This is a genomic window from Pseudomonas sp. GW821-FHT09C08, assembly GCF_059418125.1.
On the sequence record NZ_JBWKPG010000001.1, the window covers coordinates 164,243 to 188,041 of the forward strand.

Annotated in this window: 21 protein-coding genes; 6 read left to right on the plus strand and 15 right to left on the minus strand. The window is 64.3% G+C overall.

Features of this window, described 5'->3' with window-relative positions; translation table 11 throughout:
• The first annotated feature begins 10 nt into the window (after positions 1 to 10).
• Positions 11 to 1,333, plus strand: coding sequence for an FMN-binding glutamate synthase family protein (locus tag AC07OJ_RS00715; protein WP_495093672.1), 1,323 nt, complete (start codon positions 11 to 13; stop codon positions 1,331 to 1,333).
• 185 nt (positions 1,334 to 1,518) lie between these two features.
• The gene (locus AC07OJ_RS00720; RefSeq protein ID WP_495093673.1) at positions 1,519 to 2,844 is read left to right on the plus strand and encodes an ammonium transporter; all 1,326 of its coding nucleotides are present in this window, start codon (positions 1,519 to 1,521) and stop codon (positions 2,842 to 2,844) included.
• A 725-nt stretch (positions 2,845 to 3,569) separates the two neighbouring features.
• Here the strand turns inward: AC07OJ_RS00720 and folD are convergent.
• From folD to AC07OJ_RS00765, 9 genes are all read right to left on the minus strand, one after another.
• Positions 3,570 to 4,484 (minus strand): bifunctional methylenetetrahydrofolate dehydrogenase/methenyltetrahydrofolate cyclohydrolase FolD, encoded by a 915-nt coding sequence (gene folD, locus AC07OJ_RS00725; RefSeq protein WP_120448164.1) that lies wholly within the window; start codon positions 4,482 to 4,484, stop codon positions 3,570 to 3,572.
• Positions 4,485 to 4,550: 66 nt separating this feature from the next.
• Positions 4,551 to 6,230, minus strand: a complete 1,680-nt coding sequence (locus AC07OJ_RS00730) for an APC family permease (protein WP_213554593.1) — start codon at positions 6,228 to 6,230, stop codon at positions 4,551 to 4,553.
• A gap of 73 nt (positions 6,231 to 6,303) precedes the next feature.
• Positions 6,304 to 8,613: a trimethylamine N-oxide demethylase gene (locus AC07OJ_RS00735; RefSeq protein ID WP_495094255.1), complete on the minus strand. Its 2,310-nt coding sequence runs from the start codon at positions 8,611 to 8,613 to the stop codon at positions 6,304 to 6,306.
• 14 nt (positions 8,614 to 8,627) lie between these two features.
• A complete protein-coding gene (locus AC07OJ_RS00740; RefSeq protein WP_065905720.1) occupies positions 8,628 to 9,995 on the minus strand; it encodes a trimethylamine monooxygenase in 1,368 nt (455 codons plus the stop codon).
• A 20-nt stretch (positions 9,996 to 10,015) separates the two neighbouring features.
• Entirely contained in the window at positions 10,016 to 10,882 is an 867-nt protein-coding gene (gene purU, locus AC07OJ_RS00745; protein ID WP_065905722.1) for a formyltetrahydrofolate deformylase, read from the minus strand.
• 30 nt (positions 10,883 to 10,912) lie between these two features.
• Positions 10,913 to 12,043, minus strand: coding sequence for an aminomethyl transferase family protein (locus AC07OJ_RS00750; protein ID WP_495093674.1), 1,131 nt, complete (start codon positions 12,041 to 12,043; stop codon positions 10,913 to 10,915).
• A gap of 28 nt (positions 12,044 to 12,071) precedes the next feature.
• A complete protein-coding gene (locus AC07OJ_RS00755; RefSeq protein ID WP_495093675.1) occupies positions 12,072 to 13,088 on the minus strand; it encodes a heme-dependent oxidative N-demethylase family protein in 1,017 nt (338 codons plus the stop codon).
• 11 nt (positions 13,089 to 13,099) lie between these two features.
• Positions 13,100 to 14,029 (minus strand): PDR/VanB family oxidoreductase, encoded by a 930-nt coding sequence (locus tag AC07OJ_RS00760; protein WP_315421123.1) that lies wholly within the window; start codon positions 14,027 to 14,029, stop codon positions 13,100 to 13,102.
• Positions 14,026 to 14,472 (minus strand): dimethylamine monooxygenase subunit DmmA family protein, encoded by a 447-nt coding sequence (locus AC07OJ_RS00765; protein WP_065905729.1) that lies wholly within the window; start codon positions 14,470 to 14,472, stop codon positions 14,026 to 14,028. Before AC07OJ_RS00765 ends, AC07OJ_RS00760 begins: the two co-directional genes overlap by 4 nt.
• Before the next feature lie 225 nt (positions 14,473 to 14,697).
• On the opposite strand from AC07OJ_RS00765, the gene AC07OJ_RS00770 reads away from it, so the two are divergent.
• The 3 genes from AC07OJ_RS00770 to AC07OJ_RS00780 are packed head-to-tail and all read left to right on the plus strand — an operon-like array spanning position 14,698 to position 17,137.
• Positions 14,698 to 15,768 (plus strand): ATP-binding protein, encoded by a 1,071-nt coding sequence (locus AC07OJ_RS00770; RefSeq protein ID WP_495093676.1) that lies wholly within the window; start codon positions 14,698 to 14,700, stop codon positions 15,766 to 15,768.
• A complete protein-coding gene (locus tag AC07OJ_RS00775) occupies positions 15,737 to 16,396 on the plus strand; it encodes a response regulator (RefSeq protein WP_065905732.1) in 660 nt (219 codons plus the stop codon). The genes AC07OJ_RS00770 and AC07OJ_RS00775 overlap by 32 nt, the downstream gene beginning before the upstream one ends.
• Complete coding sequence (locus AC07OJ_RS00780; protein ID WP_495093677.1) at positions 16,397 to 17,137, plus strand: PAS domain-containing protein; 741 nt, start codon at positions 16,397 to 16,399, stop codon at positions 17,135 to 17,137.
• 125 nt (positions 17,138 to 17,262) lie between these two features.
• On the opposite strand, the gene AC07OJ_RS00785 is transcribed toward AC07OJ_RS00780, so the two are convergent.
• The 5 genes from AC07OJ_RS00785 to ribBA form a co-directional block, all read right to left on the minus strand.
• The gene (locus AC07OJ_RS00785; protein ID WP_065905735.1) at positions 17,263 to 18,423 is read right to left on the minus strand and encodes an ABC transporter ATP-binding protein; all 1,161 of its coding nucleotides are present in this window, start codon (positions 18,421 to 18,423) and stop codon (positions 17,263 to 17,265) included.
• 17 nt (positions 18,424 to 18,440) lie between these two features.
• Complete coding sequence (locus AC07OJ_RS00790) at positions 18,441 to 19,250, minus strand: ABC transporter permease (protein WP_213554581.1); 810 nt, start codon at positions 19,248 to 19,250, stop codon at positions 18,441 to 18,443.
• A 6-nt stretch (positions 19,251 to 19,256) separates the two neighbouring features.
• A complete protein-coding gene (locus tag AC07OJ_RS00795; RefSeq protein ID WP_065905738.1) occupies positions 19,257 to 20,174 on the minus strand; it encodes an ABC transporter permease in 918 nt (305 codons plus the stop codon).
• A complete protein-coding gene (locus AC07OJ_RS00800; RefSeq protein ID WP_065905739.1) occupies positions 20,171 to 21,196 on the minus strand; it encodes an ABC transporter substrate-binding protein in 1,026 nt (341 codons plus the stop codon). The genes AC07OJ_RS00795 and AC07OJ_RS00800 overlap by 4 nt, the downstream gene beginning before the upstream one ends.
• A 227-nt stretch (positions 21,197 to 21,423) precedes the next feature.
• Positions 21,424 to 22,533 carry a bifunctional 3,4-dihydroxy-2-butanone-4-phosphate synthase/GTP cyclohydrolase II gene (gene ribBA, locus AC07OJ_RS00805; protein ID WP_065905740.1) on the minus strand — a complete coding sequence of 370 codons (1,110 nt, stop codon included), beginning with the start codon at positions 22,531 to 22,533 and terminating at the stop codon, positions 21,424 to 21,426.
• Positions 22,534 to 22,602: 69 nt separating this feature from the next.
• On the opposite strand from ribBA, the gene AC07OJ_RS00810 reads away from it, so the two are divergent.
• Positions 22,603 to 22,896, plus strand: coding sequence for a DUF1330 domain-containing protein (locus AC07OJ_RS00810; protein WP_065905741.1), 294 nt, complete (start codon positions 22,603 to 22,605; stop codon positions 22,894 to 22,896).
• A gap of 339 nt (positions 22,897 to 23,235) precedes the next feature.
• On the opposite strand, the gene AC07OJ_RS00815 is transcribed toward AC07OJ_RS00810, so the two are convergent.
• Positions 23,236 to 23,799, minus strand: coding sequence for an NUDIX hydrolase (locus AC07OJ_RS00815; RefSeq protein ID WP_065905743.1), 564 nt, complete (start codon positions 23,797 to 23,799; stop codon positions 23,236 to 23,238).

Below are 23,799 nucleotides of genomic sequence, written 5' to 3' on the forward strand. Positions count from 1 at the left end.
AGCTACAACCATGAGTGAACAAACCCCTACGGTACTGCGCGAGTCGGCCACCTTCGACCGCCTGACCATCCAGGAAATCCAGCGTGCGGCCGAAACCGGTATCTACGATATTCGCGGCGGCGGCACCAAGCGCAAGTTGCCACACTTCGACGACTTGCTGCTGCTCGGCGCCAGCGTGTCGCGTTACCCGCTCGAAGGCTATCGCGAGAAGTGCGGCACCGACGTGATCCTCGGTAACCGCTTTGCGAAGAAGCCGATCCACTTGAAGATCCCGGTGACCATCGCCGGCATGAGCTTCGGGGCGTTGTCGGCGAATGCCAAGGAAGCCCTGGGCCGTGGCGCGACCATCGCCGGCACCAGCACCACCACCGGTGACGGCGGCATGACCCCGGAAGAGCGCGGCCAGTCCCAGCACCTGGTGTACCAGTACCTGCCGTCGCGCTACGGCATGAACCCCGACGATTTGCGCAAGGCCGACGCCATCGAGATCGTCCTCGGCCAGGGCGCCAAGCCCGGCGGTGGCGGGATGCTGCTCGGCATGAAGGTCACCGAGCGCGTGGCCGGCATGCGCACCTTGCCGATCGGTGTGGACCAGCGCAGTGCCTGCCGTCACCCGGACTGGACCGGCCCGGACGACCTGGCGATCAAGATTGCCGAGCTGCGCGAAATCACCGACTGGGAGAAACCGATCTACGTGAAGATCGGCGCGAGCCGGCCTTATTACGACGTGAAGCTGGCCGTCAAGGCGGGCGCGGATGTGATCGTGCTCGACGGCATGCAAGGCGGCACGGCGGCGACCCAGGAAGTGTTTATCGAGCACGTCGGCATTCCAATTCTGTCGGCGATCCCGCAAGCGGTACAGGCTTTGCAAGAGATGGGCATGCACCGCAAGGTCCAGTTGATCGTATCGGGCGGGATCCGCAACGGGGCCGACGTGGCCAAGGCCATGGCGATGGGCGCGGATGCGGTCGCCATCGGTACGGCGGCGCTGATTGCCCTGGGCGATAACCACCCACGGCTGGATGCGGAACTGAAAAAGATCGGCTCGGCCGCCGGCTACTACGACGACTGGCAGAACGGCCGCGACCCGGCCGGCATTACCACCCAGGACCCGGAGCTGTCCAAGCGCCTCGACCCGGTGGAAGGCGGGCGGCGGTTGGCCAACTACCTGCGGGTGATGGTGCTGGAAGCGCAGACCATGGCGCGGGCGTGCGGCAAGTCGCACCTGCACAACCTCGACCCCGAGGACCTGGTGGCGCTGACCGTGGAATCGGCGGCGATGGCCCGGGTGCCGTTGGCAGGAACCAGCTGGGTGCCCGGTTCCGGCTACTGAGCCTGGCGTCATACCTGTGGCGAGGGCGCTTGCTGCCGTTCAGCGCAGCTGCAGCCGGCGTTTCAGGGCTGCGTAAGCGCCCTTGCCACGACAGATCGGCAAATCAAGGAGCCCGCCAAGAGGCTCTCCAAACAACAACTGCTCGCTGCCAGGCATATCCCATTTCTTTCGCAGGAGCTTTGAATATGGTCAATCGTCTTCTCGGCAAGTCCCTCTTCGGGTTATTGGCCGCCAGTGCCTTCGCACCTTTGGCACAGGCCGCCGATGCACCCACCTTGAACACCGGCAGCACCGCCTGGATGGTCACCGCCGCCGTGCTGGTGCTGTTCATGTGCCTGCCGGGGCTCGCGTTGTTCTATGGCGGCCTGGTCCGTGCGAAAAACATGCTTTCGCTGTTCACCCAGTGTTTCGGCGTCGCCGGCCTGGTGGGCGTGCTGTGGGTGATCTACGGCTACAGCATGGTGGTCGACACCACGGGCATGGTCGAAGGGCAGGTGACGTTCAACAGTTTTGTCGGCGGTTTGAGCCGTGCGTTCCTGGCCGGCATGACCCCCGAAAGCCTGGTGGGGGATATCCCGGAAGGGGTGTTCGTGACCTTCCAGATGACCTTCGCCATCATCACCCCCGCGCTGATCGCCGGGGCGTTTGCCGAACGCATGAAGTTCTCGGCGGCGCTGTGGTTCATGGCCATCTGGTTCACCCTGGTGTATGCCCCCGTGGCGCATATGGTCTGGGGCGGTTCGGGGGCCTTGATGCATAACTGGGGCGTGCTCGATTTTGCCGGCGGCACCGCCGTGCACATCAACGCCGGTGTGGCTGCGCTCGCCGCGTGCCTGATCCTCGGCAAGCGCAAGGGCTACCAGAACACGCCGATGCCTGCGCACAACCTGAGCCTGACCATGGTCGGCGCGGCGATGCTCTGGGTCGGCTGGTTCGGCTTCAACATCGGCTCCGGCGGCGGGCTCAACGGCCTTTCCGGGATTGTCATGCTCAATACCCAACTGGGCGCGTGTGCCGGGATCCTCGGCTGGATGTTCACCGAGTGGTTCAAGGTCGGCAAACCGAGTGCCCTCGGCCTGGCCAGCGGCGCGTTGGCCGGTCTGGTCGGGATTACCCCGGCGTGCGCCTATGTGGGCGTCGGCGGCGCGTTGGCCATCGGCTTGCTGTGCGGGGTGTTCTGCTACCTCAGCGTGACCGTATTGAAACGCCGCTTCGGCTACGACGACAGCCTCGACGTGTTCGGCCTGCACGGCATCGGCGGCATGATCGGCGCGGTGTTGACCGGCGTGTTCTGCGTACCGTCCATGGGCGGACTGGTCGAAGGCGTGACCATGGGCGGCCAGGTCGTGGCGCAGATCAAAGGGGTCGTGCTGACCACCGTGTACTGCTTCGCGATCAGCTGGATCATCCTCAAAGTCATCAACGCCCTGATCGGCCTGCGTGCCCATGAATCGGTGGAAGACATGGGGTTGGACCTGGCCGAGCATAACGAGCGGGCGTACAACCACTGATCACAACCCAAACCTGTAGGCGCTGGCCAGCGATAGCGGTGGATCAGTCAAAGCTTAAGGTGACTGACACACCGCCATCGCTGGCAAGCCAGCTCCCACAGGGGTTTTGTGTTGTGATTCAGATCACTGCCAGCCTGGCCGGCCTAACAAGCGGGCGCCCTCCACAAGCGACCGGACACCTCGAAAAAATGTGGGAGCTGGCTTGCCTGCGAAAGCGCTGGATCAGCCAAAGCATAAGGTGACTGACACACCGCCATCGCAGGCAAGCCAGCTCCCACAGGGGTTTTGTGGTGTGGTTCAGATCACTGCCAGCCTGGCCTGCCTAACAAGCGGGCACCCTCCACAATCGACCGGACACCTCGAAAAAATGTGGGAGCTGGCTTGCCTGCGAAAGCGGTGTGCCAGGCGCAGAAAATGCCAGCAATGCCGCCGCCTTCGCAGCCTCGCCGGGGCTCGACAACTCCCACACTTGGGCTGCGTCGCGCCGGATATTGCGATCACCCTGGGGATTGAAATAAGGGCGACTCCGCCAGCTCCCACAGGGGTTTTGTGTTGTGGTTCAGATCACTGCCGGCCTGGCCTGCCTAACAAGCGGGCACACTCCACAATCGACCGGACACCTCGAAAAAATGTGTGTGGCTTGCCTGCGAAAGCGCTGGATCAGCCAATGCATAAGGTGACTGACACACCGCCATCGCTGGCAAGCCAGCTCCTGCAGGGGGCGTTCAGGGCACGGCCAGTGCCAGGGGCCGGGCAGTGCGCTGCAGTTGGCTGGCCACCAGGGTGTTTTTCAGCAGGTAGGCAATGGTCATCGGCCCGACACCGCCGGGCACCGGGGTGATTGCGCTGGCCACCGTGCGAGCGCTGGCGTAATCGACGTCGCCCACCAACCGCGTGCCGGTCTCGGTGTTGATGCGGTTGATACCCACGTCAATCACCACCGCGCCTGGCTTCAGCCAGCTGGCGTCGATCAACTGCGGGCGGCCGACGGCGGCGACGACGATGTCGGCCAGGCGGCACAACGCCGGTGCATCGACACTGCGCGAATGCACCACGCTGACCGAGCAGTTGGCCTGCAGCAGCAGGGTCGCCATCGGTTTGCCGACGATGTTCGAACGGCCGATGACCACCGCGTGCATTCCGCTCAAATCACCGCAGGTTTCATACAGCAGGCGCATGCAGCCGCTGGGCGTGCAGGGCGTCAGCACCTCGATGCCTTGCACCAGGCCGCCGACGTTTTCGCGGTGGAAGCCGTCCACGTCCTTGATCGGGTCAATCGCGTGAATCACCGCCGCCTCGTCGATATGCCCCGGCAGCGGCAGCTGCACGAGGATGCCATTGACCGACGTATCGGCATTCAACTGCGCCAGCAGGGCCAGCACCTGCGCCTGGGTGGCGTCATCCGGCAGCCGGTATTCAAGCGAGCGGATCCCGACTTCCTTGGCGCGCAGCAGTTTATTGCGCACGTAGACATGGCTGGCCGGGTCATCGCCCACCAGCAGTACCGCCAGGGCAGGGTAGATCTGTTGCGTGGCGAGCACCTGGACCTCTTCGCGAACCTCGTCGAGCACCCGGGCAGAGATGGCCTTGCCGTCGATATCGCGGGCAAGCGTGGGGAGAGAGCTGGTCAAAAGCGTCACCGTTGTCTGGAGAAATAGGGAGGCGCTGAGGGAACAGATCCCTCAGCGATAAGCAGTCCAGTGGGCTCAGGCTACCAGTTGATGGCAGGCATACACCACCAGTGCACCGGCAATCAGCGTGGCATAGGGCAGCCAGCCGGCGCGGCGTTGGCCGTCGCCGACCTGCAGATACAGGTCGCTGAGCATGGCGGCGGGGAAGCGACCTTTGTCCTGCACGTAGTGACGGAAGCAGAACACCGGCAAGATCAGCAGCGCCAGGAGCAACCCGGTGACCAGCGTGCCCGCGCCCCAGATGTCCGCACCCAGGCCCATGCAGGCCAGGTTGACGAAACTCAACACGCCACCGGCCGCGAGCAGCACGGTGGGAGCTTTGTACGGGCGTACCCAGTCGGGGCGGTCCAGGCGGTGAATCCAGCCGGCATTCAGGTTGAGAAAGTTGAAGATGATGTAGCTGACGTTGGACGCCGCGAGCACAAACACATAGTCCGACATCAACAACAGCAGCAGGTTGAACGACAGGTCGGTCCACATCGCCGCCGTCGGCGCGCCGTGTTCATTGGTGCGCCCCAGGTACTTGGGCAGCCAGCCATCCACCGACGCCTGATACAGCGTGCGTGACGAGCCGGACATCGAGGTCATGATTGCCAGCAGCGTCGCCAGCACCAACATGATCAGCACGATATTGGCGACCACCTTGCCGCCGCCGATGCTGTCGGCCAGCACCTGGCCAACGCCCATGCCGCTGTAGATCGCTGGCGACAACAGGCCACTGTACACCGCCGGTGTAACAATGGCGCCGCTGGCGTCAAGCACCGCCGGGGTCACCAGTTGCCCCAGCCCGAGGCTGCCTTGAAACGCCAGCGGCACCAGGGTGAACACCAGGATGCACAGCAGGCCGGCGTAGAAGATGGCCTTGAAGGTGTCGCGCTTGGGGTCCTTGAACTCGCGGGTGTAGCACACCGCTGTTTCGAAGCCGTAGGTGGACCACGCGGCCATGAACAACCCGCCGGCCATCAGCGACCAGCCAGAGATATCCCAGGGTCCATCGATGACTTGCCCGGCCGCATCATGGGCCAGCGGGTACAGCGGCAGGAAGTTGGCCTGGGCCGCATCCCCGGTGAACAACGGCACCACGCCCACCAGCAGCAGTGGAATCAGCGAGGTGACACCGAGCACCAGGGTCAGGCGTGCTGAGCGCAGGATGCCGCCATGTTGCACGGCAAATACCGTGAGCAGGATCAACAGGCCGATGCCGAAGGTCGCGTTGATGCGCAGCGACAGGCCGCTTTTCACCCAGCCCAGGTCCAGCAAGGTCAGTTGCCAGGTGTTGATCAGCGCATCGGCAGGAAACAGCGCGGTGAGGATATACCCCGCCGCCAGCCCCGAACCGATGGACAGCACCGGCGACCACGCCAGCCAGTTGCACCACACCGACACCGGCGCGATCAGCTTGCTGTAGCGCACCCAGGCCACCGCGCCGTACACCGAGGCGCCGCCGGATTTGTGCGGGAACAGCCCGGCGATCTCGGCATAGGTAAAGGCCTGGATAAATCCGAACAGGATCGACACGATCCATACGATCCACGCCGGCTTGCCGACCGTCGCAGCAATGGCGCCAATAGAGAACAGCACCAGGGCGGGTACGCCACTGGCGACCCAGAACGCCCCGCGCCAATCGATCTTGCGGTGCAGGCTGCCCACCGGACTGGCGGCCTGCGGTACTGCCTCGAACGTCGTCGCTTCCATCTCTGTATTCCCATGTCTGAATAGCGTTTAAGTGGGGCAGTCAAAATGGGGTGGCACACGCGTATCGGAACGATCAGCTACGCACCCGGCTTTTGTCCGGGTCGTAGAAAATCGCTGCGCTGACCGTGGCGCTGATGCGCTTCTGCAGGCCATCGACTTTGCCAATCTCAAGTGCCGTGCCGGGCTCGGCGCAGCTCACATCCACCCGGCACAGCGCGATATTGCTGGCCAGCAACGGTGAGCGGCAGGCACTGGTAATCACCCCGACCTGGGCCCGGCCGTGGTACACCGGGTCGCCATGGTGGGCCGCCTCGTTGCCGCCCAGGTGCAGGCCGACCAGCTTGTGGGTGGGGTGGGCACTGCGCCGTAACAGGGCTTCACGGCCGATAAAATCATCGGTCTTGCTCTTCAATGGCACGCTGAAACCGATGCCGGCCTCGAACGGATCGGTCTGGTCGCTGAACTCGTAGCCGGCGAAAATCAGCCCGGCTTCGATGCGCAGCAGGTCCAGGGCTTCCAGGCCCAGCGGCACCAGGCCCAGGGGTTGCCCGAGGTGCCAGATGCGGTCCCAGACCCGCTCGGCGTCTTCGGGTTGGCACCACACTTCATAGCCCAGCTCACCGGTGTAGCCGGTGCGGGAAATCATCAACGGGCAGCCATCGAAGCCGTCCAGCCGACCGACCAGGAAGCGGAACCATCCGAGGGTTTCCAGGCTGGGCTGGGTGGGCGGGGTCCAGACCATCTGCTTGAGCAGCTCGCGGCTCAGCGGGCCTTGCACGGCGAGGTTGTGGATCTGCTCGCTGGCGGACTTGACCCAGACTTTCATGCCGAGTTTCTGTGCCTGCTCGCGCAGCCAGGGGCCGGCGTAGTCTTCGCCGCAGATCCAGCGAAAATTGTCCGGGCCCAGGCGCAGTAGGGTACCGTCGTCGAGCATGCCGCCGTGCGCGTGGCACATCGCCGAGTACACCACCTGGCCCACCGCCAGGCGCCGCACGTCGCGGGTCAGGCAGTACTGCAGCAAGGCTTCGGCATCGGGGCCGATGATCTCGAATTTGCGCAGGGCGGTCAGGTCCATCACCGCCACGCGCTCGCGACACCCCAGGTATTCCTCGGTGGCGCCATAGCCGTCGTAGCGCAGCGGCAGCCACCAGTTGCGGTAGTCGGTGAAGCTGCCGGTAAGGGCGCTGGTGCGTGAGTGGAACGCAGACTCACGGGTGAGAATCGGGTCGGCATCCGCCGTGGTTCGAGTGCTCATGGCGATGGAAAAACGCTCCTTCTCGCGGTAGATGCGGACATGGATATCGGTCGGGTTCCAGCCATTGGCCGGGTCAATGTCATCCGGGCACGAGGTGCTGCCACACACCAGGTCGGTCATGGCCTTCAGCAGCACGTAGTCGCCGGGGCGCGACCAGGGCTCATCCAGGGTCATCTGCTGGTGTGCATCAATACCGGTGTTGAAGAAGAAATTGATCGCCGGCCAACCCTTGCGCGCCTGCACGCCATGGGGGGCGAGGACCTGACTGAGGTTGTCGCTGCAGTTGTCGTGCCCGAAGTACCCGTGGCTCTCGTAATAACGCGCCGCGCAGGCCAGGGCGAACGAGTCGTGGCGCCCGACGGTGTCGCGCACCACCTCGAGCATCGGCTGCATCTGACGGTCGAAAAACTTCGAGAACAGCCCCGGTGCCGGGTAGGCGCTGCCGTTCAGCGTGCGGGTCACGGTCTGGTCGAGGTCCAGCTCAATACCGCGATCCAGGGCGCGGCGGTCGAGCGCGACGAAGTCCGAACACTGGCGTCCCGCGACGTCCAGCACCTGGACGTACTGCCCCTTGGCAACGGTGTAGGCATGGGCCGTGCCGGCGCGCAGGGTGAACTCGTCCAGTACCTCGCCCAACGGCTCAGGCAGGGCAGGCACCCAGAGCGGCGACGGGTTGGCGCGGGTGACCAGCAGGCGCAGCTCACTGGGCCGGTATTGCCGGTCGACAGCGGTCGGGCCGGCAGGGGCGGCGACGATCACCAGCAGTGCGTCCTGCGCGACAAAATGGCGACTGTGGCCGGGCGGGCTGTCGTCGTCCCACAACGACGCGGCGCGCGGCAACTGCTGCGCCTCTATGCCGCGCCGATCGAGCACCTGGCCGATACGCGCGGGCACGCTGCAGGCGATAGACGCGTGCAATCCCCAACTGGCCAGGGCGCTGCGGCCGCCGGCGTCGAGGGCCAGCAGTGTGCAGGCCTGGCGGCCTTCGACGTCGATGACTTGCAGGCCGTCGCCGGGCTGCAAGTCGACCAGCGTCACACCGCCAGCGGCCACGCGGTAGCGTTCCAGGTTCGGCGCGCGGGCAAACAAGCCGGGTTCTCGCGGGCGCGAAATACGCGGTGCATTCATCATCGGCTGCACCTTCAACCGACCGACTTGATGGCGGTCGCGGGCTCGCCGAGGTACGCCGCCATCGAGTCGTCCAATGCCTGTAGCCAGGGGGTGTGGTGCGGCGGTGACTGGGTGCCGGTCATCAATGAGCGATAGGACTTGTCGCGATAGCCCATGATGTTTTCCGCCTTGTCGTGCTTCCAGTGCAGGAAGGTTTCGTTGACGGCGGCAATGTCGAAATTCGGGTAGTCGGTGGCGTCCACCAGGTGCTGGATGTAGGCGCCCTGGTACTCGAACATCTGCTGGTTGGTTTCCAGCACCTGTTCGCGCGCCTGCCATTGCCGGCTGTCGGCGAGCATCTCGGCGTGGCTGGGCAGCGGAATGCGCCCCAGGATCACATCGCGCGCGTACCAGGCCTGGGCATCGAACATGTTGAAGGAGTACCACTGGTCCTGCATGCCGAGGTAGATCAGCCGCGGATTGGCTTCCCAGAACACGCCTTTGTAGAGGTTCATCGGCCACAGGCGGTTATCGGTTTTCAGGCTCAGCTCATCGGGCAGGAACGGGAAGTGATGCTTGTAGCCGGTGCACAGGATGACGGCGTCGATGTGCTTGCTGCTGCCGTCGACGAAATACGCACGGTTGTTTTCCAGGCGCTTGAGCAGCGGTTTTTCTTCCCAGTTGTCGGGCCAGGCATAGCCCATGGGCGCGGTGCGGTAGCAACTGGTGATGCTGCGCGCGCCGTATTTGTAGCATTGCGAGCCGATGTCCTCGGCCGAATAACTGCTGCCGACAATCAGCAGGTCCTTGTCCTTGAACTCCAGCGCCTCGCGAAAATCATGCGCATGCAGGATGCGCCCGGCGAACTGCTCGAAGCCGTCGAAGTACGGCACCTTGGGCGTGGAGAAGTGGCCGCAGGCGTTGATCACGTAGTCGAATGCTTCGCTGGTCAACGTGTCGCTGGTGTAGTCGTGGGCCTGCAAGGTGAAGCGCTGGGTCTGTTCGTCGAAGGTGACCTGGCGCACCACGTTGTTGAAACGGATGTAGTCGCGCACGCCGGCCTTTTCCACGCGGCCCTTGATGTAGTCCCACAGCACTTCGCGCGGTGGGTAGGAACCGATCGGCCGGCCGAAATGCTCCTCGAAGGTGTAGTCGGCAAACTCCAGGCATTCCTTGGGGCCGTTGGACCACAGGTAGCGGTACATGCTGCCGTGCACCGGCTCGCCGTTTTCATCCAGGCCGGTGCGCCAGGTGTAGTTCCACATGCCGCCCCAGTCCTGCTGTTTTTCGAAGCACACCAGTTCGGGGATGTCTGCCCCTTTGTCGCGGGCCGACTGGAAGGCGCGAAGTTGTGCCAGGCCACACGGGCCGGCGCCGATGATTGCAACACGTAGAGTCATGAGCGTGCCTCCTGAGGGGTTCAGCGAAAGATCACTGTCTTGTCCTGGTTGATGAACACCCGGTGTTCCAGGTGGTATTTCAGGGCTTTGGAAAGGGCCACGGTCTCGGTGTCGCGGCCGATGGCGACCAGCGAGTCGGGCAGGTGGGTGTGGTCGACGCGCTGGATTTCCTGCTCGATGATCGGGCCCTCATCCAGGTCGCTGGTGACGTAGTGGGCGGTGGCGCCGATCAGCTTCACCCCGCGGTCATAGGCCTGGTGATACGGCTTGGCGCCCTTGAAGCCGGGCAGGAACGAGTGATGAATGTTGATCGCGCGGCCCGACAACTGCTGGCACAGGCCGTCGGAGAGGATCTGCATGTAGCGCGCGAGCACCACCAGGTCGGTCTGGGTGTCGTCGACGATGCGCATCAACTCGGCCTCCTGGCTGGCCTTGGTGTCCTTGGTGATGGGCAGGTAGATGAAGCGGATGCCCTCGCGCTCGGCCATCGCGCGCAGGTCGAGGTGGTTGGAGACCACGGCGGTGATGTGCATGTCCATCTCGCCCTTGCGGTGGCGGTACAGCAGGTCGGTGAGGCAGTGGTCGAACTTGCTGACCATCAGCAGCACGCGGGTCGGCCGTTGCGAGCTGAACAATTGCCACTGCATGTCGAAGCCGCCGGCGAGGTCGCCGAGGCCTTCGCGCAGGGCGCCGATGTCACCGTCGACCCCGGTGTTGAAGCGGAACACCGCACGCATGAAAAACTGCCCGGTGAACTCGTCGTCAAACTGGGCCAGCTCGCTGATGTAGCACTGCTGGCGAGACAGGCAAGCGCTGATCGCGGCGACAATCCCGGACGCCGCCGGGCAGGTGATCTTGAGGATGTAATGTTCGCGGGAGGCGTCCATCGAAAGCTCCTGAATACAGTGAGGGAAGGTTCAGCCCTTGGCCGTGCGCTTGGTTTTTTCCGGGTCGTCGAAGGGCAGGGCGTGGCTGGTGGCGCTGGCCTCCAGGCTGCCGCGTACCTGCAAGGCAATGCCGGGGACGGAGCACGCGACGCTCATGCGCGCAATGGCCATCGAGCGTTTGCTCAGGCGCGAATACATGCCGCAGGTGATCACGCCGACCTGCTGGTTGCCCTGCCACACGGTGTCGCCGGCTTCGGCTGCGCGCACGCCTTCGAGCAGCACTCCCGTGATCTTGAAGCGCTCCTGGCCGCGCAGGCGCAGGTGTTCCTCGGCGCCACGGAACGCGTGCTTGCCGGGCGAAACCGTGAAGTCCAGGCCCATTTCCCACAGGGTGTCGCCGGCCTTCTGGTCGGCGAAGGGGTACATCTGCGAGTTGTCGTAGGGGAAAAACATCAGCGAGCTTTCCACCCGCAGCCAGTCCAGCGCGGTGAAGGCGCACGGGATAATTCCCAGGCTCGCGCCCTGTTCGAGGATGCTGTCCCACAGGAACGGGGCGTCGGCGGCCTTGCAGAAAATCTCGTAGCCGCGCTCGCCGGTGTAGCCGGTGCGGGAGATCATCACCGGGCGGTCGAACAGGCGTGTCTGCAGGTGGTGGAAGTACGCCAGTTGGCGGATCCCCGGCACGTGCTCGGCGAGGAAATCCACCGCCAGCGGGCCTTGCAGCGACAGGTCGTGCAGGTCGTCATCGAACAGCACCGCGACCTGCCGGCCCTGGGCTGAACGCACGAGCATTTCATGCCCGGTGCCGGCGCCATGCACGACCATGAACGCGTTGGGGCCGGTGCGGTAGACGATGCAGTCATCGACGAATTTGCCGTCCTCGTCGAGCATCGAGGCATACACCGATTTGCCGGGGTAGAGCTTGGCGATGTCACGGGTGGTCGCCCACTGCAACAGGCTCTCGGCGTGCGGCCCCACGTAGTGGACTTTTTTCAGGCCCGACACGTCCATCAGGCCGGCACGGGTGCGGATCGCCTGGTGGTGGTCGGCCAGCTCGGTGCTATAGGTCCAGGCGGTGCCCATGCCGTTCCAGTCTTCGAGTTGAGAGCCGAGGGCGCGGTGCCGCTCGGCCAATGCAGAAATGCGCCAGGAGTGGGTCATGTGAAGGTCCTTGTCGGGAAAATGAGGGTCAGGCGTGTGGGTCGAACTGGCTCAGCCACTCGACCAGCGTGCTTCGGTAGCGGGTCATGCCCTTGTAGTCGGCGATGGGGTCGGGCAGGTCGCGCAGGACGCGGTGCAGGCGGCAGCCCCAGCCCGGTTGCGTGACCAATTCGTCGAGGCTGATCAGGTAGGTGCGAATGCTGAACATCACCGCGTGGCTGCGTGGCAGGCGCGCCATGACTTGCAGCTCGACCCGCAGGTGCACCTGCTGCCCGACGTTTTGCGCGGTGATCCGCCCGCGATCGGCGCCCCATTCGTGGAATGTCTCCGGGGAGGAATCCAGGCGCGGGTTGATCGTCAGTGTCCAGTTCAAGCGCCGCACCGGCTGGCCGACCTGCAGGTTGAGCAGGTATTTCAACGCGCGTTCGAACACGCCCATCTGGTGGGCCATCGGCACCGGCGCATGCCATTGCTTGAAACTCATGCCGGCGTCGAAGGCCAGCGACCAGTCGGCCGGGCTGGTGATCAGGCCGGCGTCCATGTACAGGTCGCCGTCACGCTGGTCGAGCAGGGCGAAGTCGCCCTGCACCTGGCGGCCGATGTACTCCAGCGGTGCGCAGGGCAGGCTGGTGGCGTCGCCGAAGATAAAGTGCTGGTCGATGTCCAGCAGGTGATTGCGCCACTGCCAGCGCTCGCCGTTTTTCGTCAGGCTGAACGACTGCGGGTAGTCGGCGGCCAGGTGTTGCATGATCATTTGCAGGGCATCCCAGGCGGCCACTTGCATGTGCGGCATCACCAGGTAGCGGCGCGGGTCCTTGTCCAGTACCAGCGCGCGTTCGGCCATTTCCGAGCGGTAGTGTTCGTCGATGTCGAAGGCGTGCTCGTAGATGGAGCCTGGGTCACGTGAAGTCGCCGGTTCGATGTTCACCGAGTACAGGTAGCTGTCCTCGACAAACGGAAAGGGAAAACGCCGGATCGCCGCCGGGCTGTTGCGAAAGCTGAAGTCATCGCGATAGCTCAGCACAGGGCTCGATTGCAGGGGCATGGCACTCACTCCTATAGGTCCAGCGAAACGCAGGGGCCGTTGCCGCGCGAGACGCACGGCATCAGAAATTCGGCCTGCTCGGCCGGGCTGAGGAAACTGTCGCGGTGTTCGATTGCGCCGCCTTGGTGGCGCGTGATGCACTGGCCGCAGACCCCGCCACGGCACAGGTTGGGCACCTGCAGGCCGGCGTGTTCCAGGGCTTCGAGCAGGCTTTGCTCGGCCTCGACACGCAGGCGTTGGCCGCTGCGCAGCAAGTGCAGGTCGAACGGTTGGCCCGGTTGTGCACCTTTGAAGGCCTCCGAGTGCACGCGCCGGGGCGGCCATCCGAGGCGCGTGGCGTGGTGCTCAACCGCATCGAGCAGCGCCTGCGGGCCACAGGTGTAGACATGGCTGCCCAGCGGCCGGTCGGCAAGGATCCGGCCCAGGTCGGGGCGGCTGGCATAGGCATGCAGGCGCGGACCGAGGCGCTGTTGCAGTTCATCCAGATACGCGTCGCTGAGGCCCGGCCGGAACAGGTAATGCAGTTCGAAAGCGGCCTGCTGCTGTTCCAGCGCGGCGATGTAGGCCATGAACGGCGTGATGCCGATGCCGGCGGCAATCAGGATATGCAGGCGTGCAGTGCCATGCGGCGCGAACAGATTGGCCGGTGGTGAAATCTGCAAGGTGTCGCCGACCTGCACCTGCCGATGCAGGTAGCGCGAACCGCCGCGCGAGGCATCTTGCAGGCGTACGGCGATGCGGTAGTGCTGGGTGTGCGCCGGGTCGCTGGTGAGTGAGTAGGCGTTGCGCACCTTGCCCTCGGCGAGCGGCAGGTGCACCTGCACGTGGCTGCCGGGCGAGAAGCCGGGCAGGGCGCCGTCGCAGGCGCTGAGGGTCAGCTCGCGCACCACCGGCGTGAGCATCCGGGCTGCGCTGACCTGAACCGTGAGGGCCGCGCTCATGGTTGGAACCCCGCATAGGGCTGGTCGGGATTGATGCACACGCCAAGGTACGCGCCCAGGCGCCGGGAAAAATGCGTGCGCACCTCCAGCCCGACGTGGCAGCCGATGCAGTTCAATACGGCTTGCGGCCCAGCCGCCTGGGTCAGGCCGCAGTGCGCGCAATACACCTGGCGCAGGCCGGGCGTCGTGCAGGTCATGCTGATCTCGTCGTCTTCCAGCCCGGCGGCGCGTGCCTCGGCGTGAATGCGCCAGGCAAACGCTTCATCGCCCAGCAGGTAGAGGCGGCAACCCACCGTCGCGCTGGCGAGTGCCTGTTGCAGGCGCCGGGCGAAATCCGGCTGGTCGCCGTTGAGCAGCAGCGGCTGGTCCAGTTCTGCGATGACCGGCGGGCAGGCGGTTGCCGATTGCATCACCACGATGGGGCGGCTGAGGGTGTGCGTCATGCGGGCTCCTCCAGGGTGCGTTTTGTTTCCTGTTGGGAGAGATACTTTCCTAAGGGGAAAATCTTCTCAATCTGGAAAAAGGGCTATGCCTTTGGAGATAAGCCTTGCGGCACCGCCGTTGGGGGCATGGAAGTTGCTGGGCTTTGCCTCACGCAGGGCAACCGGATGGGGAGTGATCGACGCGTGCAAATACGACCGAAGGCATGGCCGCTCTGGTTGGGGCCTGTGCACCCCGAACGGGCGCGCAGCGTGCGCAGGCTGCTGGCCGGCTTGCCCCTGCACGCTGACGGTGCCTTGTCGGGTTTGCTGGACCGTTTCGACGCACTGCTGCCCCCGGCGAAGCTCAACCTGATACTGGGGGGCGAAGAATTGAGCCCGACGCGACGCGGCTTGATCGACGGCTGCCAGGACGTAGCTACCTGCCCCTGGCGCAACGCCTGCGTGACGGATGCGGCCCAGGCGTGCGGGCCGTGTCGGCAACGCGGCGTGCACCGCCTGGTGTGTGGCTTGCCCGAGGGCCAGAAGGGCACGTTGCTGCTCGACACCCAGAGGCGCGCCGGGACCAGTTGGCGCCAATTGCTTGAAGAGGCGGCGCAGGCGGTCGGCGTGACCGTGCGCCTGCGCAGCCAGCAACGCGAGCAACTGCGCAAACAGGCGACCTCGCGCCACGGCGCACTGGCCCGTGAGCTGCACGATTCGGTGGCGCAGCAACTCGGCTACCTGTCGTTCCAGGCCCATGGGCTGCAAGCGCAATTTGGCGAGCCGGCGCTGCAGGACCTGTGCGCCGGCCTCAGCCAGCTGCAACGCCAGGTGCGCGAACTGATCACCAGCGCACGCCTGACCATGGATGGGCGCTCGCTGCGCCAGGCGCTGGCCGACTCGGTGGCGGAGTTTTCGCGGCGCTGCATCATCGTCTTCGAACTGGACAATCGCCTGGCTGACGATGCCCTCGGCGCGGAAACCGAATTGCAGATCTTGCAGATCATCCGCGAGGCGTTGGCCAACGCGGTGCGCCATTCCCACGCGCGTCACGTGCGCATCGAGCTGCGCCAGACCCAGGACGGCGAAGCCTCGGTGTCGGTGGAAGACGATGGCATCGGCCTGAGCCAGGCGTGCGCCGAGCACAACCATTTCGGCCTGGCGATTATCCGCGAGCGCGCCGCCAGCATCGGCGCGCGCTTGAGCATTGAAGCGATCCGCCCGCACGGCGTGCGCGTGCATCTTGGCCTGCGCCGCCACCACGACCAGCCACAGGGGAGTCTCGATGGACTGCACGACCTTACTACTGATCGATGATCACCCATTGTTTCGCAAAGGCCTGGCGCAGTTGTTCGACGCCAGTGGCGACTTCGAAGTGGTGGGGCAGGCGGCCAGCGGCCGAGAAGGCATCAACCTCGCCGTGAGCCTGACCCCGCAACAGGTCTTGCTCGACCTGCACATGCCCGGCCTCAGCGGCCTGCAGGTGCTTGATGAGCTGCGCCAGTTGCGCCTGGATTGCCAGGTGGTGGTGCTGACCGCCTCGATGGACCGCGCCGAACTGTTGAGCGCCTTGCGCCTCGGCGCCAGCGGGTATGTGCTCAAGGAAACCGAGCCCGACGCGTTGCTGGCGTATATGCGCAACTGCCACAAGGGCGCGATTGTGCTCGACTCGACCCTGATCGCCTTGCTTGCCGACCAGGCCGAGCCGGCGCCGCACAGCGAGGCCCCGGGCAACGACCACCTCACCGAGCGCGAAGGCCAGACCCTGGCGCTGATTGCCGCCGGCATGAGCAACAAGCAAATCGGCCGCGAGCTGGGAATCAGCGACGGCACGGTCAAGATCTATGTGCGCAGCCTGTTGCAGAAGCTCGGCCTGCATTCACGGCTGGAGCTGGCGGCCTGGGTGCACAGCGGCAGTTTGCTCAAGCACGAGGAGCGCCATTAGATGAGGGACAGCCCCGACGCCTTTGCTCTCCCGCCGATGGACCTGATGGACTGTTTTCCCGCGGCCTTGCTGCACCTGCGCGACAACGGCCACATCGCACACTTCAACCTGGCCTGGGCCGAGCTGATGGGCGCGCCGGGCGCGGAGCGCAACCTGATCGACTACGTGCACCAGGAAGACCGCCCGCTATGGCGCCAGGCCTTGAACGAACTGCGCCGGCGCCCCGACAGCTGCTTCAACCAGCGCCTGCGCTTTGTACACCCCAGTGGCGAACTGCGCTGGTTCGAGATCAGCCTCAAGCGCGGGCCGCAAGGCTTCTATCTGGTGGCCGGCGATATCACCGCGCACAAGCGCCGCGAAATCGCCCTGCAGGCGAGTCAGCGCAGCAGCGTGAGCCTGCTCGACAGCATGCCGGGGCTGATCTATCGCGGCCGCAACAACCGCGACTGGACCATGGAATTCGTGAGTGCCGGTTGCCTGCAACTCACCGGCTATCCCGCCGAGCGTCTGGTGGACAACCATGAGTTCACCTACAACAGCCTGATCCTCGCGCAGGATGCCGACTACGTGTGGCGCGAGGTGCAATACGCGTTGTCGCGGCATGAACCGTTCGAACTCAGTTACCAGATTCGCTGCGCCGATCAGTCGATCAAGCACGTGTGGGAAAAGGGCGTGGGGATTTATGCCGATACGCGTGAGGTACTGGGGATCGAGGGGGCGATTTTCGAGCGCAGGCGTTGAGTCTGTACGCTATTCAAAATGTGGGAGCGGGCTTGCTCGCGAATGCGCCGGATCAGTCGCTGCAGATGTTGACTGTTCCATCCCATTCGCGAGCAAGCCCGCTCCCACATTTTTTCGGCGTGTCCCTAGTGACTCAATGAGCCGGCCGCCTTGTTCAGGTCACTCTCAGCCCACTCGGTGTACACGCACGCATCCGCCGTGGCCCAGCGCACACGCACCGGGTCGCCGGCTTTCAGCGGCATGCCGGCGGCGGACAACGCCTTGACCGTCATCGAGGTACCGCCGAGGGTTTTTACCGTGCAGGTCTGGCTTTCGCCGAGGAACAACACTTCGCCGACCATTGCCGAGACTTCATTCCAACCCGCTGCCAGGGGCTGCTCGGCGGCTTGCTCGACACTGAGGGCGAGGGCTTTTTCCGGGCGCACCATCAACAGCACCTCCTGCTCGGTGTGCAGGCCGCTGGTCAGGCGGATCGACAGCGATTGGCCTTCGAACACCGCCGCGGCATTGCCCTGGGCCTTGAGCTTGAGGAAGTTGGAGTTGCCGAGGAACGAGGCGACAAACGCGTTCGGTGGGTTCTGGTACAGGTCAAAGCCGCTGCCGAGGCCGACGATCTTGCCGTGGCTGAAAATCGCGATGCGCTGTGACAGGCGCATGGCTTCTTCCTGGTCGTGGGTCACGTAGACGATGGTGATGCCCAGGCGCCGGTGCAACTGGCGCAGTTCATCCTGCAGGTCTTCACGCAGTTTCTTGTCGAGGGCGCCGAGGGGTTCGTCCATCAGCAGGATGCGTGGCTCGTACACCAGCGCGCGGGCGATGGCGACGCGTTGCTGCTGGCCGCCGGACAGTTGCGAAGGGCGGCGATGCGCGAACTGTTCGAGCTGCACCAGCTTGAGCATGGCGTCGACGCGTTTCTCGCGTTCGGCGCTGGCCAGTTTGCGGATCGCCAGGGGGAAGGCGATGTTGTCGCGCACCGACAAATGCGGGAACAGCGAGTAGCGCTGGAACACCATGCCGATGTCGCGCTTGTGCGGCGGCACGTTGACCAGCGACTGGCCGCTGACCAGGATCTCGCCGCTGCTCGGCGTTTCGAAGCCGGCGAGCATCGACAGGGTGGTACTTTTGCCCGAGCCGCTGGAGCCGAGGAAGGTGAGGAATTCGCCGTCCTGGATATCCAGCGAGATGTTGTCCACGGCGGCGAATTCGCCGTAGTACTTGTTCAGGTTGCGCAGGCTGACCAGGGGTTGGCCAGGGTTCTGGGCGGGGTCTTTGATCACTGCACTCATGTCTTAATCCTCGGCGCTCAAGCGCGGGTTTCAGTGCGTCGACGAGCGACGGCGGCAATCACCATGACCAGTACCGACAGGCCGATCAGCAGCGTCGAGGCGACGGCGATCACAGGTGTCAGGTCCTGGCGCAGGGTGGTCCACATTTTCACGGGAAGGGTTTGCAGGGTCGGGCTGGCCATCATCACGCTGAGCACCACTTCGTCCCACGAGACGAGAAACGCGAACAGCGCGCCGGCCACCATGCCCGGGCGGATCGCCGGGAAGGTCACCTTGAACACCGCTTGCAGGCGCGAGGCACCGCAGATCACCGCTGCGTCTTCGATCGACTGGTCGAACAGTTTCAGCGAATTGATGATCGAGATGATGGTGAACGGCAGCGCGACAATCACATGGCTGACCACAAAGGCGAACATCGTGCCGGTGTAGCCGAGCTTGAGAAACAGCGCGTACACCGCCACGGCAATGATCACCAGCGGCACGATCATCGGCAGGGTGAACAGGCCGTAGAGCAACTCACGGCCGGGAAAGCGCCCGCGCACCAGCGCGAATGCGGTGGGCAAGCCCAGCGCCACGGCAAACACCGTGGTCAGCACCGCCACCTTGAGGCTGGCCATCGCCGCGTTCATCCAGTCGGCGTTGGAGAAAAACTGCCCGTACCATTTCAACGTCCAGCCCGGCGGCGGGAATACCAGCCACTGGGACGAACCGAACGACAGCAGCACGATAAATACAATCGGCAGCAGCAAAAACACGCCGATCACGCCGGTGGTGGTGTAGAGGCCCAGGCGCATCCTGCGGCTCATGGCATTCGGAGTCAGCAGCATGACGGCTTACCTCGCATTGCTGGCGCCAACCGGGGATTCCGGCTGAAGCTTCAGGTAGAAGTAGAACAGCACCAGCGTGATGAAGATCAGCAACGCTGCGCCGGCACTGGCCAGGCCCCAATTGAGGAACGATTGCACCTGCTGGATGATGAATTCGGGCAGCATCATATTCTGCGCACCGCCGAGCAGCGCCGGGGTGACGTAGTAACCGAGGGACATCACGAACACCATCAGGCCACCGGAGAACAACCCCGGCCGGCACAGCGGCAGGAACACCCGGAAGAAGTTGGTCCACGGGCTGGCACCGCAGATCGAGCCGGCCTGCAGGATCATCGGGTCGATGGCCTGCATGGTCGCCTGCAACGGCAGCACGATGAACGGAATCATGATGTAGCTCATGCCGATCACCACGCCGGTGAGGTTGTGCACCATCTCCAGCGGCGCATCGATGATGCCCATGGCCATCAGCGCCTTGTTGATCACCCCCGAAGCCTGCAGCAGGACCAGCCAGGAATAGGTGCGGGCGAGGAGGCTGGTCCACATCGACAGCAGCACGATATTCAGGATCCAGCGCCCCCAGCCACGGGGCACCAGGGTGATCACCCAGGCCAGCGGGAAGCCCAGCAGCAGGCTGAACAGCGTCACCAGGCCGGCCACCGAGAAGGTATTGAGCAGCACCCGCGCATACGCCGAGTTGGCGAACAGCTGTTCATAGTTGCCCAGGCCCGGCACCGGCTCCAGCACGCCGCGCAGCAGCAGGCCGATCAACGGTGCGAGAAAGAACAGGCCGAGAAACAGCAGGGCCGGGAGCAGGTTGCTCGCCCCCCGCCAGCGCTGCGCCAGGGACGGCGCCGAAGCCTTGCCGGACACCGGGCCGGCAGCGCCGAGGGCGCTCCCGGTCGGCGTGGTTGCCGTCATTTTCATTTGACTAGCCATTCATTCCACCGTGTCGCAATGGCCGGGCCGTTCTTGGCCCAGTAGGCGAAATCGAGGGTGATCTGGTCCTTGGCGTACGCCGTCGGCAGGTTGGGCGCGAGGACTGAATCCAGGCGCTGCACGCTGTCGATGTTCACCGGAGCATAGGCGGTCAGGTTGGAAAAATCCGCCTGGCCCTTGGCGCTGCTGGCACTGGCCAGGAACTTCATCGCAGCGGCTTTGTTTTTCGTGCCTTTGGGTACGACGAGGATGTCGGCCATCACCAGGTTCTGCTTCCAGCTTACGCCCACGGGCGCGCCGTCTTCCTGCAGTGCGTGAATGCGCCCGTTCCAGAACTGGCCCATGCTGACTTCGCCGGAGGCCAGCAGTTGTTGCGACTGCGCGCCGCCGCCCCACCAGACGATGTCTTTCTTGATGGTGTCGAGTTTCTTGAAGGCGCGGTCCAGGTCCAGCGGGTAGAGCTTGTCGGCGGGCACGCCGTCGGCCAGCAGCGCCAGTTCGAGCACGCCGGGGCTTGGCCATTTGTAGAGGGCGCGTTTGCCGGGGTAGGTCTTGGTGTCGAACAGCGCGGTCCAGTCCTGCGGCTTGCCAGCGCCGAGCTTGCCTTCGTTGTAGCCGAGCACGAAGGAGAAGAAGAACGAGCCGACGCCATGGTCGGAGACAAAGCGCGGGTCAATCTTGTCGCGCTGGATCACCGAGAAATCGAGGGGTTCGAGCAGCCCTTCGGCGGCGGCGCGCAAGGCGAAGTCGGCCTCGACATCCACCACGTCCCACTGCACGTTGCCGCTTTCGACCATGGCCTTGAGTTTGCCGTAGTCGGTAGGGCCGTCCTGGACCACGGTGATGCCGCTGGCCTTGCTGAAAGGGTCGGCCCACGCCTGCTTCTGCGCATCCTGGGTACTACCGCCCCAGCTCACGAAATTGACGCTTTCGGCCGCCAGGGCCGCGTGAGTGGCCGTGGCCAGCAAGCCCGCGAACAGCACTGCGGTTGCACGTTTGTTCAACACCATTTTCACGCCCTCATTTGTTTTGTTATTGAGCGGGCTTGGTAATGCCCGCCTATCGGGAGCAGTAGGTTTATCGAGGCCCCTATTCGAGGCCCCAAAAGGCGACCGTGCCAAGGGCTGTTATTGGTGCTATCCCTGGCGGGCGCACTTGGCGAAAGCGTTCGGTCTATGGAATATCATATTATGGTATTCCAAACTTTGTGCAAGCATTTTGCCTTACCGGTTATCCATCATTCGGTGAAGGGAATGCTCTCGACCACCTCCAGGTCGTAGCCGGTCAGCCCGGCGTATTTGAGGGGCGGTCCGAGGTGACGCAGCTTGCCGACGCCCAAGTCCTGCAATATCTGCGCCCCGGTGCCGACTTCCGAATAAATCCGCGACTGCGAGCGGCTGAACTGGCGCGGCGTCTGGGTCAATTGCGGCACGCGCTCCAGCAGTGCCTGGGACGACTCATGGTTGGCCAGCACCACCACCACGCCACTGCCTTCTGCCGCGACGCGTTGCAGGGCGGCCCACAGCGTCCAGTTGGACGGGCCGCTGTACTCGGCGCCGACCAGGTCGCGCAGCGGGTCGATCACATGCACGCGCACCAGCGCGGGTTCATCGCGGCGCAGCTGGCCCATCACCATGGCCATGTGCACGCCGCCGTCGATGCGGTCTTCAAAGGTAATCAGGCGGAACGTGCCGTGCACCGTGGGCAGGTCGCGTTCGCCAATGCGCACCACCGTGCGTTCGGTGCTCAGGCGGTAGTGGATCAGGTCGGCGATGGTGCCGATCTTGATCCCGTGCTTGCGCGCGAAAATCTCCAGGTCCGGACGGCGGGCCATGCTGCCGTCGTCGTTCATCACTTCGACGATCACCGAGGCCGGGGTGTGCCCGGCCAGGCGCGCCAGGTCGCAACCGGCCTCGGTGTGGCCGGCGCGGGTCAGCACACCGCCGTCCTTGGCGCGCAATGGGAAGATGTGCCCCGGTTGCACGATATCGGCGGGCCCGGCGTTGCTGTCCACGGCTGCCGCCACGGTGCGCGCGCGGTCGGCGGCGGAGATCCCGGTGGTCACGCCGGTGGCGGCTTCGATGGACACGGTAAACGCGGTGCTGAACACGCTGCCGTTGCTCGGCACCATCTGTTCCAGGCCGAGGCGCTGGCAGTGTTCGTCGGTCAGCGTCAGGCAGATCAGGCCACGGGCTTCGCGGGCCATGAAACTGATAGTCTCGGCGGTGCAGCAGGCCGCAGGCAGCAACAGGTCGCCTTCGTTTTCCCGGTCTTCGTCGTCCACCAGCAGCACCATTTTGCCCTGGCGGTAGTCTTCGATGATGTCTGCGATGCTGTTGAAGGCCATGTAAAGTGCTCGATTTGTTGGTTGTATGTATTATGGTATACCACAAAAATCAAACAAGAGGATGTCGCGATGAAGGCCTACTGGATTGCCCATGTGGATGTGTCTGATGCAGAGCAGTACACGCAATACACCCAACGCGCGCCGGCGGCGTTTGCGAAGTTTGGCGGGCGGTTCCTGGCCAGGGGCGGGCGCAGCACCGCGCTCGAAGGCGGGCCGGCGCGCCAGCGTAACGTGGTGATCGAGTTTGATAGTTATGAGCAGGCGGTGGCGTGTTATGAGTCTGTGGAGTACCAGGAGGCGAAAGGGCACCGGGAGGGGGCTGGGGTTGCGCAGATTATTATTGTGGAAGGCCTGGCGCCCTAGCTGTATCAGCCAAGCCGGGTCCGAATGTGAGAGCTGGCTTGCCTGCGATACAGGCGCCTCGGTACATCCGGTAAACCCGGTGGATGCCATCGCAGGCAAGCCAGCTCCCACACTGGGACTCGGTTCGGCTTGGAGGTCAGCGGATGAAATGGGCCTTGCCGTGGTAGAGGCCCTACATCTCGGCCTGGCGACCTCGATCTATCGGGCATAAACCGATTCAACTGTGGGAGCGGGCTTGCTCGCGAAGGCGGAGTGTCAGTTGATGCATTCGGTGCCTGACACACTGCTTTCGCGAGCAAGCCCGCTCCCACATTTTTGATCCGTGTCTGGGCTTGGAGGTCAGCGGATGAAGTGGATCTTGCCGCTGTCGTCATTGCCGATGTAGATACCATACACCCCGGCCTGGCGCTCTTCGATGTAACGTTCGAGGATCTGCCGGATGGCCGGGTAGTAGATGCTGTCCCAGGGGATGTCCTCGGGCGCGAAGAACTTGTAGTCGAGGGTCTCCGGCCCGAACTGGCCGGTGATCTCCAGCGCGATGGCGCGGAAGATGATGTACACCTCGCTGATCTTCGGCACGCTGAAGATCGAGTAGGGCGAGAGGATCTCCGCGCGTACGCCGCTTTCTTCCCAGACTTCACGCAGCGCGGCCTGTTCGGTGGTCTCGCCACCTTCCATGAAACCGGCGGGCAGCGTCCAGGTGCCGGGGCGCGGCGGGATTGCGCGTTGGCACAGCAGGTATTTGCCGTCCTGCTCGATGATGCAGCCGGCGATGATCTTCGGATTGATGTAGTGGATATAGCCGCAGCCACGGCACATCAGGCGCTCATGCGTATCGCCCGGTGGCCGCTGGTGACCGAGGTCACTGCCGCCACATTTCGGGCAAAAGCTTGGGCTGAACAC

Excerpts from the sequence above, each read along its gene's own strand:
- AC07OJ_RS00715 (WP_495093672.1), top strand. The coding sequence starts at position 11 with ATGAGTGAACAAACCCCTACGGTACTGCGCGAGTCGGCCACCTTCGAC.
- AC07OJ_RS00720 (WP_495093673.1), top strand. The coding sequence starts at position 1,519 with ATGGTCAATCGTCTTCTCGGCAAGTCCCTCTTCGGGTTATTGGCCGCC.
- AC07OJ_RS00730 (WP_213554593.1), bottom strand. The coding sequence starts at position 6,230 with ATGGAAGCGACGACGTTCGAGGCAGTACCGCAGGCCGCCAGTCCGGTG.
- AC07OJ_RS00735 (WP_495094255.1), bottom strand. The coding sequence starts at position 8,613 with ATGAATGCACCGCGTATTTCGCGCCCGCGAGAACCCGGCTTGTTTGCC.
- AC07OJ_RS00740 (WP_065905720.1), bottom strand. The coding sequence starts at position 9,995 with ATGACTCTACGTGTTGCAATCATCGGCGCCGGCCCGTGTGGCCTGGCA.
- purU (WP_065905722.1), bottom strand. The coding sequence starts at position 10,882 with ATGGACGCCTCCCGCGAACATTACATCCTCAAGATCACCTGCCCGGCG.
- AC07OJ_RS00750 (WP_495093674.1), bottom strand. The coding sequence starts at position 12,043 with ATGACCCACTCCTGGCGCATTTCTGCATTGGCCGAGCGGCACCGCGCC.
- AC07OJ_RS00755 (WP_495093675.1), bottom strand. The coding sequence starts at position 13,088 with ATGCCCCTGCAATCGAGCCCTGTGCTGAGCTATCGCGATGACTTCAGC.
- AC07OJ_RS00760 (WP_315421123.1), bottom strand. The coding sequence starts at position 14,029 with ATGAGCGCGGCCCTCACGGTTCAGGTCAGCGCAGCCCGGATGCTCACG.
- AC07OJ_RS00765 (WP_065905729.1), bottom strand. The coding sequence starts at position 14,472 with ATGACGCACACCCTCAGCCGCCCCATCGTGGTGATGCAATCGGCAACC.
- AC07OJ_RS00775 (WP_065905732.1), top strand. The coding sequence starts at position 15,737 with ATGGACTGCACGACCTTACTACTGATCGATGATCACCCATTGTTTCGC.
- AC07OJ_RS00780 (WP_495093677.1), top strand. The coding sequence starts at position 16,397 with ATGAGGGACAGCCCCGACGCCTTTGCTCTCCCGCCGATGGACCTGATG.
- AC07OJ_RS00785 (WP_065905735.1), bottom strand. The coding sequence starts at position 18,423 with ATGAGTGCAGTGATCAAAGACCCCGCCCAGAACCCTGGCCAACCCCTG.
- AC07OJ_RS00790 (WP_213554581.1), bottom strand. The coding sequence starts at position 19,250 with ATGCTGCTGACTCCGAATGCCATGAGCCGCAGGATGCGCCTGGGCCTC.
- AC07OJ_RS00795 (WP_065905738.1), bottom strand. The coding sequence starts at position 20,174 with ATGAAAATGACGGCAACCACGCCGACCGGGAGCGCCCTCGGCGCTGCC.
- AC07OJ_RS00800 (WP_065905739.1), bottom strand. The coding sequence starts at position 21,196 with ATGGTGTTGAACAAACGTGCAACCGCAGTGCTGTTCGCGGGCTTGCTG.
- ribBA (WP_065905740.1), bottom strand. The coding sequence starts at position 22,533 with ATGGCCTTCAACAGCATCGCAGACATCATCGAAGACTACCGCCAGGGC.
- AC07OJ_RS00810 (WP_065905741.1), top strand. The coding sequence starts at position 22,603 with ATGAAGGCCTACTGGATTGCCCATGTGGATGTGTCTGATGCAGAGCAG.